Consider the following 11,252-nt stretch of genomic DNA (forward strand, 5'->3'; position numbering starts at 1 on the left):
TTGAAGCGCAGGCGATCGCCCATTTATCGTCCCTCAACGAAGCGGCGCTCGCCGTCGAAGAGCAACTCGATCTGCTCGATTTCGCCGGCGCACAGCGGCTGCGCGCGAGGTTGATCGAGGTGGAAATCGCCGCCGCCCTGCATGCACGGGAAGGCGCGCTGCTCGAACAAACCGATGAACGCTTGCGAATCGCGCTAAGGCGTCTTGCGCGTGCGGGCCGGGATGCGGGAAGTTCGACCACGCGCGCAGCGGCATCGAAGAAATCCATTGCCTCGTGGCGCGGGCTTCTTTCATGGCTGCCAGCAAGCCGGGCCACGACGGCGGCGTTGATCGCCATGCTGATCGGACATTCGGTTTCGCCTGACCGCTGGTTCTGGGCGGTCATCACTACCTTCGTCGTTTTCCTCGGCACACGTTCGCGCGGCGACACGATCCGCAAGACTGGGGAGCGCGTAGCCGGCACGCTGGCCGGCGTTGCGGTCAGCGCGATGCTGGTCGAACTGCTTCATGGCATGCCGGTGTTGATCGTCATCGCGATGATCCTGTGTGTCTTCGGCTGGGCGTACTTCATCCTGACCTCCTACGGGCAAGGTGTGTTTTTCATCACTGTGCTGGTGGGGCTGATCTATGGCGAATTGGGATTCGCGATCGGCCCACTGGTCGAAATGCGCGTGGAGGAAGTGTTCGTTGGCTGCGTGGTGGCCGTGGCGGTGGCCGTTCTGATGATGCCGCTGCGGACGTCGCATCACATCGATGCAAAAGTGGAGAGCGTGCTCGCCGCGCTCAATGAGATCACGCGTCTAACTGAAACATCATTTGATGCGCACGCAAGCATCGCGTCCATGCGCACGCTCGACCGTCGCTGGCACGAATTGCAAGCGGCGTTGCGCCCCTTGCGCACGCAGCGTGTGTTTGCATGGAATACGCAGATGGAGCTTGCTATCGGACCACTCTTTGCATGCGTGCAGACCGCGCGGGAACTGACCGGGCTTACAGCGCGCGGCGAAAGTCACGTCGCTGCGATCGATGAAATTCGCGCCCGTCTGGCGGGTGCGATGTCGTTGTTTGCATTGCGTTCGGGGCGTGCCGCTGCGTCTTCAATGAATCACGAGACCCGTTCCAGCGAACTCACAACGGCACGTCAAACCTGACGCGTGTTCAACGCGACATCATGTTCATGCTGACGTTGTGCATGATCCAGATCGACCCGCCGATCAGGATCACCGCCGTCATCACGGTGAATCCGAACGCCATCACGTTCCATGATTGTTCCGACGATGCATTCAGGTGCAGGAAATAAACCAGATGCACGACCACCTGGATCAGCGCGAGCGCGGCGATCAGCAAAATGGCCGTGCTGGTCTCCATGCCGTGCCCCATCACGATGAAAAACGACGCCGCCGTCAGGATCACCGACAGCGCGAAACCAATCAGATAAGAGCGCACGCTGCCGTGCGCCTCGCCACCACTATGCACATTTGAGTTCGACATTCAGGCCACGCTCGCGAGATAGACAAACGTAAAGACGCAGATCCATACTACGTCCAGGAAGTGCCAGAAAAGGCTCAGGCATGTCAGGCGGCGCAGCATGGTTTCGCTGAGCTGCCCCTTGAAGATCACCTGGCCCGCAAGCACGACCATCCAGATCAGACCCAGGGTCACGTGCAAACCGTGCGTGCCGACCAGCGTAAAGAACGACGACAGGAACGCGCTGCGATCCGGCCCGTTGCCCTCGGCTACAAGATGCGAGAACTCGCGAATCTCGAGCACGATAAATGACAGCCCCAGCAAGAACGTCACCGCAAGCCAGAACAACAACGCTCCGCGATTCTGCTTTTGCGCGCCGATCATGCCAAAGCCGAAGGTGATGCTGCTCACCAGAAGGATTGCCGTTTCGATCGCAACACCCTTGATCTCGAAGAGATCCTTCGCGCTCGCGCCGCCAGCGAACTGATGGCTCATCACCGCGAACACCGCAAAGAGGGCTGCGAAAATCACGCAGTCGGTCATCAGATACAGCCAGAAGCCGAATACGCTATGCGACTCGGGATGATGGTGCGCCGAGGGATCCTCGTCGGCGAGATGCACCGTATTTACTTTTTGAAGCATTACTTCACCTCCTGCGCAAGCGCCGCATGGCCGCGGCCTTCTTCAATCCGGCGAACCGTTTCCGCCGGGATGAAGTAACCACCGTCCTCAATGCTCGAATGCACGATCACGCTCAGCACGATCCCGATCAGGCCGACGATCGCAAGCCACCAGATATGCCAGACGCCGGCGAAGCCGAGCATCAGGCTGAACACGCCGATAAACACACCCGCAGCCGTGTTGGAGGGCATATGGATATCGTCGAAATGCACCGGCGTTGCCAGCTCGTCCGATTCCTTGCGATGCATGAATTCATCGAGTCCGTGAACGTGCGGGATGACCGCGAAGTTATACGGCGCCGGCGGCGAACTGGTCGCCCATTCGAGCGTGCGCCCATCCCACGGATCGCCGCTCAGGTCGCGATTCTCCGGCAGGTTGCGGTCGCGAATGCTGACGTAGAGCTGAGCCAGTTGATGCGCAATCCCGATCGCGATCAGCACCGCGCCCACCTCCGCGAGCAGCAGCCACGGATGCCATTGCGGGTTGTCGTAGTGATTCAGGCGGCGTGTCATGCCCATGAATCCAAGCACGTAGAGCGGCAGGAACGCCACGTAGAAACCGACCAGCCAGAACCAGAACGCGCGTTTGCCGAGCTTTTCGTTGAGCTTGAAACCAAAGGCCTTCGGGAACCAGTAATTGAAGCCCGCGAGGTACCCGAACAACACGCCGCCGATGATCACGTTATGAAAGTGCGCGATCAAAAAGAGGCTGTTGTGCAGCACGAAGTCCGCGCCTGGAATGGCCATCATCACGCCCGTCATGCCGCCTATGGTGAACGTGATCATGAAGCCGATGGTCCACAGTACCGCCGGTTTGTATTCGAGCCGGCCCTTGTAGATGGTGAAGAGCCAGTTGAATACCTTCACGCCCGTTGGAATCGCGATGATCATGGTCATGATGCCGAAGAACGAATTCACGTTGGCGCCTGAACCCATCGTGAAGAAGTGGTGCAGCCACACCACGAACGAGAGGAACATGATCGAGCAGGTCGCGTAGACCATCGTCTTGTAGCCGAACAACGCCTTCTTCGCGTGAGTCGCAATCACCTCCGAGAAGATGCCGAAGGCGGGCAGGATCAGGATGTACACCTCCGGATGTCCCCATGCCCAGATCAGGTTGAGGTAAAGCATGGGGTTGCCGCCAGCCGTGTTCGTGAAGAAGTGCATGCCGAGATAGCGGTCGAGGCCGAGCAACGCAAGCGTGACCGTCAGGATGGGGAACGACGCCATGATCAGCACGTTCGTGCAGAGCGCCGTCCATGTGAAGACGGGAATCTTCATCCAGCTCATGCCGGGCGCGCGCATCTTCACGATGGTGACGAAGAAGTTGACGCCGGTCAGCAGCGTGCCGACGCCTGAAAGCTGCAGGCTCCACAAGTAATAATCCACCCCGACGCCCGGGCTGAATTGCAGTTCGGATAACGGCGGATAAGCGAGCCATCCGGTTTGCGCGAACTCGCCGATCACGAGCGACATATTGATGAGCACCACGCTCACCGCGGTCATCCAGAAGCTCAGTGAGTTGATGAACGGGAAAGCGACATCACGCGCGCCGATCTGGAGCGGCACCACGATATTCATCAGGCCGACCATGAAGGTCATGGCCATGAAGAAAATCATGATCACGCCATGCGCCGTGAAGATCTGGTCGTAATGATGAGGCGGCAGATAACCGGGTGAGTGATAAGCGAGCGCGAGTTGCGTGCGCATCATGATGGCGTCGGCGAAACCGCGCAAAAGCATGATGAACGCAATGACGATATACATCACGCCGATTTTCTTGTGATCGACGCTCGTCAGCCATTCATTCCACAGATAACCCCACTTCTTGTAATAGGTCACCGGGACCAGCACGGCCAGCGCCGCGATAACCATCATGACGCCCGCGCCCATGATGATGGGCTGGTCGAACGGAATCGCCGCCCATGTCAGCTTGCCGAATAGGATTCCCACGTCTTACCCCTTCGTGTCGCATCGCGGGTCGGTCGTGCTGCGGACGTTCCCGTTGTTGTACTTTGCGATGATGTTGTTGAACAAAACCGGACCGACATGCGAGTAATAGGCGACCGGATTCTTTTCGCTTGGCGCGGCGAGGGCGCCGTACACGTCGGCGTCGAGTTGCGTTGGCGATGCCTTCACCTTGCGAACCCAGGATTCAAAGTCAGCATTCGATGTCGCAATGGCGCGGAATTTCATATCCGAAAATCCTCTGCCGCTGAAGTTCGCGGATTCGCCCGCGTAGTCACCGGCTTCATTCGCCATTAAATGCAGTTGGGTCTGCATGCCCGCCATCGCGTAAATCTGGCCGCCCAACTGCGGGATAAAGAACGAATTCATTACTGAGTCAGATGTGATCCGGAAATTAACCGGTGTGCCAACTGGAAACTCGAGCTGATTAACTGAAGCAATACCCAGATCCGGATAAATGAACAGCCATTTCCAGTCGAGCGCCACGACTTCCACATTAATTGGCTTGATTTGAGATTGCAGTGGTTTATATGGATCGAGAGCGTGAGTGCTGTTCCACGTCAATATGGCCAGATACGCAATGATCAGGGTCGGCACCGTCCAGACCACTACTTCGATCTTGTTGGAATGCGCCCACTTCGGCAGGTATGCCGCCGTCTTGTTCGATGCCCGATATCGCCAGGCGAACCACGCCGTCAGTGCAATCACCGGCACGACCACGATGAGCATCGCAATGGTCGAGTCCACGATCAGCGACTTCTCGGCTACGCCAACACTGCCTTTGGGATTCAAAACGTCGAGATCGCAGCCAGACACGAGAAACGAAGCAAGGGCAGGAAGATAATTACAGAATGGTTTTAAACGTTTTACATTCATCTATATAAACCCCGAAGGTCGGATCTCCAGTCTCCGCCATTATTTTTATTATTCCGGACCGAAGGGTAACGTTTCAGAATCGATACGATTAGTGCCAATTTCCGCAAAAATGAATTGCCCTCGAAAAACTGCGGCGCGGTGTCGCAGCTTTATTGACATTAAAATTTTAGTGAATTTCGTATGGATTGTTTATCACGAAATATTACCCGTTGAAATTAGCGTTAATTGACTGCGGCATAGTGTCGCATCAAATAGAAAGACCGAATGGACGGTTATTCACTTTGTTTCATTTCCATTACTTTTGACTCATAAATGTATTAAGGGTTTTTACCTAGTGCATCAATGATTTAGTCCGAAGGCGGCATCGGGGAGGGTGTCCGGGATGACGGGGTCAATGCCGAATCGGAAAGGAATCTGAAAGATTAAATGGAGATGCGCGCACTTTTTAACGTCTCTATGATTGCGCCGCCGATTGCAGCGCGGGGTCATGCCACGGGCGCAGCGGTTCTGCAATGTGTCCAGTTACCGCAGTTTCCCAAGGTCGATCAAGAAGATGCACTCCATACCGCTGCTCAGTCTCGCAATCTGGATTCCCATGGCCTTCGGCGTGGCGATCCTGGCGATCGGCTCAGACGCCAATCCCATGCCTGCCCGCTGGCTTGCACTTGCCGGCGCCGCGCTGAGCTTTGCCATTACCTTGCCGTTGATCGCCGCGTTCAACAAGCATTCGTCCTCCATGCAGTTCGTCGAGCGGATCAACTGGCTGCCCGATTTCGACATTTCCTACCATCTCGGCGTCGATGGCATCTCCATGTGGCTGACGGTGCTCACCGCATTCACCACGCTGATCGTGGTGCTTGCATCGTGGTCTGCGATCAGGACACGGTGCAGCCAGTACCTCGCGTCGTTCATGTTCTTGTCCGGGCTGATGGTGGGTGTGTTCACGTCGCTCGACGGCATGCTGTTCTTCATATTCTTCGAAGCCACACTGATCCCGATGTACCTGTTGATCGGTTCGTGGGGCGGCAAGGACCGCGCGATGGCGGCGTTCAGGTTCTTCTTCTTTTCCCTCGGCGGCTCGCTCATGTTGCTGATGGCGATGCTGTACCTGTTTCATCGCTCGCATACATTCGATCTTGCGGCATGGCAGGCGTTGCCCCTGGGCTTCACGGCGCAGGTCTTGCTGTTCATCGCATTTTTTGCCGCGTTCGCCGTCAAGGTGCCGATGTGGCCCATCCACACATGGTTGCCGCAAGTGCATCTGGAAGCGCCTACGGGCGCGTCCGTGGTGCTCGGCATGCTCAAGCTCGGCGCTTATGGGTTCATCCGGTTTTCATTGCCGGTCACGCCCGACGCCGCGCATTTCTTTGCGCCGACCATCATCGTGTTGTCGCTGATTGCGGTGATCTATGCGAGTCTCGTCGCGCTGGCGCAGACCGACATGAGCCGGCTGCTCGCATATTCCGCGATCGCGCACATGGGTCTCGTCACGCTCGGCATCTTCCTGTTCAACCAGATCGGTCTCGACGGCGCGATCGTGCAAATGATCTCGTACGGTTTTGTTTCGGGCGCGATGTTTCTGGGTATCGGCATGTTGTGGGAGCGCATGCACACGCGTTCCATACATGCTTACGGCGGGGTCGCCAATGTGATGCCGCGCTTCGCCGTTTTCATGATGCTGTTTTCGATGGCCAACGTCGGCTTGCCGGGCACGTCGGGCTTTGTCGGCGAGTTCATGGTGATCATGGGCGCGATCAAGTTCAACTTCTGGATTGGTGCGCTCGCCTGCACCACGCTCGTGCTGAGCGCGTCGTACACGCTATGGATGTACAAGCGCACGATCTATGGACCGCTTGGGAACGATCGCGTTGCGAAGTTGCCTGACCTCGGCACGCGCGAGTTCGTGACGCTCGGTGCGCTGGCGATCCTCGTGCTGGCAGTTGGCGTTTTCCCGAAACCGCTTACCGACGTGATCGAGCCGGCGGCGGATAATCTGCTCAAGCAGGTATCCGAGTCGAAGCAGCCGGCGGATGAGCAAGTGCTTCCGGTTGCAAGGGCGGTGGCGGATAAGGCGCGTGAACCGGGGTAGGCTTGATCAAGCGGCCAGTTCCGCGATCCGCCTTCTCATCCCTTCATCCGGATAACTACCGAACCCCGCGCGCACGTTGTCACGCATATATTCGGGCCGGCCGGTCCCGGGAATCACGCACGTCACAGCCGGATGCGCGAGCACGAACTTAAGGAGCAGTTGCGCCCACGTCGTGCATCCGATCTCCTTGCTCCACTCGGGCACGGGTTTGTCTTTCAGCCGCCCAAGCAGACCGCCGCCGCCAAAAGGCTGGTTGACGATCACACCAATGCCCCGTTCCTTCGCCAGCGGCAGCAAGGTCTCCTCGGCCGCGCGGTCATCGGCGGCGTAGTTGATCTGCACGAAATCGATCTTCTCCGAGCGCATCACTGCTTCCACTTCACCGAAGGCACTCGACGTGTAATGCGTCACACCAATATAACGAATCCGTCCACGCGCTTTCCAGTCGCGCAGCGTGGCGAGTTGCGTCTGCCAGTCGAGCAGGTTGTGGATCTGCATCAGGTCGATGCGCGGCTGTTGCCAGAGACGCAAGGAGTTCTCCATCTGCGCGATGCCGGCATCGCGTCCCTCGGTCCAGACCTTGGTTGCAACGAACGCGCGCTTGTGTCCGTCGATGCGTGTCAGCACCGACCCCGCGACGGCTTCCGAAGAGCCATACATGGGCGATGAATCGATGACCGAGCCGCCGTTATCGAAGAGAATCTGCAGCACGTCCGCGAGCCGGGCCTGGGCTGCAGGGTCGTTGCCCACATCGAAGGTGCGCCATGTGCCGCAGCCGACCACGGGCAACATTTCTCCCGTCGATGGAATCGCGCGCTTGTTCATCATGGATGTCTGTGCGAAGGCTTGGCGGGCAGCGAAGGGCAGCAATGTGCCGCTCGCGGCGAGCAACAAGAGCTGTCGGCGCAGCGCATCGACTGGCATACGGTCAGGGTTCCTGGGCCAGCACCTGCAGGCGCGGCGCGAGCGTGGTGAGCAGGAGGTCTTCCAATGGCATGGGACGGGCGAAGTAATAACCCTGCGCCTGCGCCGCGCCCATCTCGCACAGCACGGCAAGCGTCGCCGCGTCTTCCACGCCTTCCGCGACCACGGTCAGGTCGAGCGACTCCGCCATCCGCACGATGGCACGCACGATTGCCCGGCTGCGCGGACTCGTGGTCAGCTCGAAGATGAACGACCGGTCGATCTTCAAGCCGCTAAAGCGATACTGATGCACATAACTCAGCGATGAAAACCCGGCGCCGAAGTCATCGAGCACGACCGACATGCCGTGATCGGCGAGACGCTGCATGGAACGGCGTGCGAGATCGGGTTCGGCAACGAGCGCGCCTTCCGTCAGTTCGAGGCAAATGCGCGAGGGCGCCACGCCATGACGCGCGAGCAGCGCGAGGACATCGTCGGCAAATTCGGCCCGCGTCATGCTGTAGCTCGAACAGTTCACGTGGACCGGCGGCCAGTCAGCATGCTCGGGCTGCGCGAGGATGATCGCCACGCGCGTGAGCATGTAGAGGTCGAGCCGCCCGATCAGGCGCAGACCCTCCACGGCCGGCAGGAATTCGCCGGGCGCGATGACGCTGCCGTCGGGCTGGCGCCATCGGATCAACGCTTCGAGCGCGACGAGTTGACCCGACCTCGCGCAGACGATGGGCTGGAAGTAGGGTACGAGTTCGTCGTCGCGTTTGAGCGCATTGCGCAGCGCGCCCTCGCGTTCGACCTGGTCCGATACCTCACGCCGAAGCTCATGGTTGAAGACCACGAAGCTGTCGCGTCCACCGTTCTTCACGCGATACATGGCGGTATCGGCGTCGCGAAGCAGGTCGGCGGGTTCCTTGTGAAACTGCTCATCCGGGCTCACGATGCCAATGCTGCACGATGAAAACACCACATGGTCATCAATGTGAAACGGCAAGTCGAACGCGGCAAGGATTCTCTCGGCAATGCCGACTGCGGTCTCAAGCGACGCACCCGGCGACAGCACCGCGAACTCGTCGCCGCCGAGCCGCGCGAGCAGGTCGGTGTCGCGCAGGCAGCCGCGCAGACGGCTCGCGGCCTGCACCAGCAGCAGGTCGCCGAAATGATGGCCGAGGCTGTCGTTCACGACCTTGAACCGGTCAAGGTCGATAAACATCACCGCCAGTTGCTCGCCGTCGCGATGATGATCGCGCCATGCCTGCTGCAACCGGTGCAGCATATGACTGCGGTTGGGAAGTCCAGTCAGCGCATCGTGCGAATTCTCGTGTTGCAGGCGCGCGTTGGCATCGTCGAGTTCGCGGGTGCGGTTCTGCACGCGCTCCTCGAGTTCGAGGTTAGCCGCGTGCAGCGCTTCGGCCGCGCTGCGCCGCGACAGCGCGGTATCGATATGGCGCGATACGAAGGTCAGCAACTCCTGGTCGCGCTTCGAATAGCGCACGCGAGACGAATAACTTTGCACCGCGAGCACACCGCGCACCTGGTCGCCGTCGAACAGCGGAATGCCGAGCCAGGAACGCAGCTTGATGCTTTCACCCGCGCTTTCAATTTCGCCCGTGTCCACGAGCCGTTCGGCTTCAGCAAGATCGACGAGACATGGACGGCGTTCGCGAATCACGTATTCGGTGAGGCCGCGCCGGCCGCGTCGCGGAGCCGGAATGGTGTTCACGAGTTCGTCGACATAATAGGGGAACGACACGTTCTCCGAAGCAATATCGACCAGCGCGACGTAGAAGTTTCGTGCATACAGCAACTCGCCAACGATCCCGTGCAGGCTGCGGAAAAACTCCAGCATGTCGCCATGCCGGCTCGACAACTCGGCGATCTGGAACAACGCGCCCTGCAAATGCTCGGCGCGTTTTCGTTCCGCGATTTCAAGGCGCAGCGCGCGGTTCACCTCGGACAGTTCGGCCGTCCGGCGCGACACGGTCTCCTCGAGATCCGCGCGATGCAGGATCCGGTCGAGCGCCATGGCCACGTGCCGCGCGACCACCAGGAAGAGCGCGCGATCCTCCACGCTATAGACTCGCGCGACGTGGTAGACCTGCATCGCGATCATGCCGAACACTTCGTCGGATGCGTTCTTGAGCGGCGCGCCCATCCAGAATTCCGGACGGTCGCCCACGCAGAAGAAGCGTCCTTCGGTTTCGGCCGTGGCAATGCCGGCGGCATCGATCAGGAGCGGCTGGCCCGTGGTCAGAACCTGGCCGGTGAGCGACAGGCACGACGGATCGAGCGTGTCGTAGGCGGCGGGATCGAGCGCGCAAGTATCGATGACATCGACGTAATACGGGTACGTGATCTCGTTGTTCGAGGGGTCGTAGAGCGCGAGATAAAAGTTTTCTGCATCGATCAGCGTTGCAAGTTGCCGATGCACGCCGAGCAGGAATTCGGAACGATCGCGCACCGAACTCGCGAGATACGCGATCTCGTAGAGCACGCGCTGCGTGGTCTGGGCGCGCGCGAGAGCATCGGTTTGCAATGCCTCGCCGAGACTTCTCGCGAAGTCGGCCAGTGTGCGGTTCGCCGCTTCGGCAGCCGGTGCGAGCAGCCAGCCAAGAATGTTTTCGCCGCTGCCGGTTGGCCAGAGACACAGGCGATGAGTCGTGCAGTAGGCGTGAAACTCGTCGACGGAAAGAACGGCGGGCCAAGCATTGTCGAGCGATCCCTGCGCCGCGAGGTGCATGCCGGCGCCGGGCTGATACCAGGCCCAGCAGGGTGTATCGGCGAGCGTAGCGGCGTTGCGCAACAGCGAATCGATGCACGTATCCATCGTTGCACGCATGGGCGCATCGGGCGCAGGGCGTGCGAAGGCCGCGACGGATGCATCGCCGCTTTCATCCGCCACGAGCGTGGCCAGCTTGTCGGAATGGACGTTCATCGGCGCTCCGAGCCGGCGGCGTTAGCCGGCTCTTGACTCACTTTTGTTCGATGTCGACGTAAATAACCGGCTCGCAAGGTGTCTGAGCAAGCACCCCTTAAATTGCCGGACTTAGGTGTATTTACGGCAAATGCGGCATTCGGCTTGAGGGACTCCGTAAGGAATCGTTGCGGGCCTGTTATTCGGCCAGCGTCAAGAGCCGCATTATGCGACGTGCAAAAGGAGTTGGATACGGCCGGAGACTTATTCGGCGTATGCGCCCGCTGTGCGCGGGCCGGGCAGCAGCGAGCGCCGCTCCACCGCAACAGAAACGCCCAGCAGA

At 59.4% G+C, this 11,252-nt stretch carries 8 protein-coding genes; 2 read left to right on the plus strand and 6 right to left on the minus strand.

Going from position 1 to position 11,252, the window contains the following annotated elements:
* Nucleotides 1-1,151, plus strand: a 1,151-nt coding sequence (locus ACRXB1_RS19395) for an FUSC family protein (protein WP_449492914.1), incomplete at its 5' end; no start/stop codon positions are given.
* Nucleotides 1,152-1,158: 7 nt separating this feature from the next.
* On the opposite strand, the gene cyoD is transcribed toward ACRXB1_RS19395, so the two are convergent.
* From cyoD to cyoA, 4 genes are read right to left on the minus strand one after another with little or no spacing between them, the layout of a single operon-like run.
* On the minus strand, nucleotides 1,159-1,491 hold the full coding sequence (gene cyoD, locus ACRXB1_RS19400; protein WP_062172517.1) for a cytochrome o ubiquinol oxidase subunit IV: 333 nt from the start codon (nucleotides 1,489-1,491) through the stop codon (nucleotides 1,159-1,161).
* Nucleotides 1,492-2,109, minus strand: coding sequence for a cytochrome o ubiquinol oxidase subunit III (cyoC, locus tag ACRXB1_RS19405; RefSeq protein WP_062172518.1), 618 nt, complete (start codon nucleotides 2,107-2,109; stop codon nucleotides 1,492-1,494).
* Nucleotides 2,109-4,094 carry a cytochrome o ubiquinol oxidase subunit I gene (gene cyoB / locus ACRXB1_RS19410; protein ID WP_449492918.1) on the minus strand — a complete coding sequence of 662 codons (1,986 nt, stop codon included), beginning with the start codon at nucleotides 4,092-4,094 and terminating at the stop codon, nucleotides 2,109-2,111. Before cyoB ends, cyoC begins: the two co-directional genes overlap by 1 nt.
* Before the next feature lie 9 nt (nucleotides 4,095-4,103).
* On the minus strand, nucleotides 4,104-4,991 hold the full coding sequence (gene cyoA, locus ACRXB1_RS19415) for a ubiquinol oxidase subunit II (RefSeq protein WP_449492915.1): 888 nt from the start codon (nucleotides 4,989-4,991) through the stop codon (nucleotides 4,104-4,106).
* Between the two features lie 553 nt (nucleotides 4,992-5,544).
* Here cyoA and ACRXB1_RS19420 point away from each other — a divergent pair.
* Complete coding sequence (locus ACRXB1_RS19420) at nucleotides 5,545-7,080, plus strand: NADH-quinone oxidoreductase subunit M (protein ID WP_174363510.1); 1,536 nt, start codon at nucleotides 5,545-5,547, stop codon at nucleotides 7,078-7,080.
* Nucleotides 7,081-7,086: 6 nt separating this feature from the next.
* Here ACRXB1_RS19420 and ACRXB1_RS19425 read toward each other — a convergent pair whose 3' ends face one another.
* A complete protein-coding gene (locus ACRXB1_RS19425) occupies nucleotides 7,087-8,004 on the minus strand; it encodes an aldo/keto reductase (protein WP_449492916.1) in 918 nt (305 codons plus the stop codon).
* A gap of 4 nt (nucleotides 8,005-8,008) precedes the next feature.
* Nucleotides 8,009-10,930, minus strand: a complete 2,922-nt coding sequence (locus tag ACRXB1_RS19430) for a sensor domain-containing phosphodiesterase (protein ID WP_449492917.1) — start codon at nucleotides 10,928-10,930, stop codon at nucleotides 8,009-8,011.
* Nucleotides 10,931-11,252 lie beyond the last annotated feature (322 nt).

Source organism: Caballeronia sp. M23-90, from assembly GCF_053574605.1.

Bases quoted from the DNA above. Each gene is read 5' to 3' on its own strand.
- cyoD (WP_062172517.1), bottom strand. From the start codon at position 1,491: ATGTCGAACTCAAATGTGCATAGTGGTGGCGAGGCGCACGGCAGCGTG.
- cyoC (WP_062172518.1), bottom strand. From the start codon at position 2,109: ATGCTTCAAAAAGTAAATACGGTGCATCTCGCCGACGAGGATCCCTCG.
- cyoA (WP_449492915.1), bottom strand. From the start codon at position 4,991: ATGAATGTAAAACGTTTAAAACCATTCTGTAATTATCTTCCTGCCCTT.
- ACRXB1_RS19420 (WP_174363510.1), top strand. From the start codon at position 5,545: ATGCACTCCATACCGCTGCTCAGTCTCGCAATCTGGATTCCCATGGCC.
- ACRXB1_RS19425 (WP_449492916.1), bottom strand. From the start codon at position 8,004: ATGCCAGTCGATGCGCTGCGCCGACAGCTCTTGTTGCTCGCCGCGAGC.
- ACRXB1_RS19430 (WP_449492917.1), bottom strand. From the start codon at position 10,930: ATGAACGTCCATTCCGACAAGCTGGCCACGCTCGTGGCGGATGAAAGC.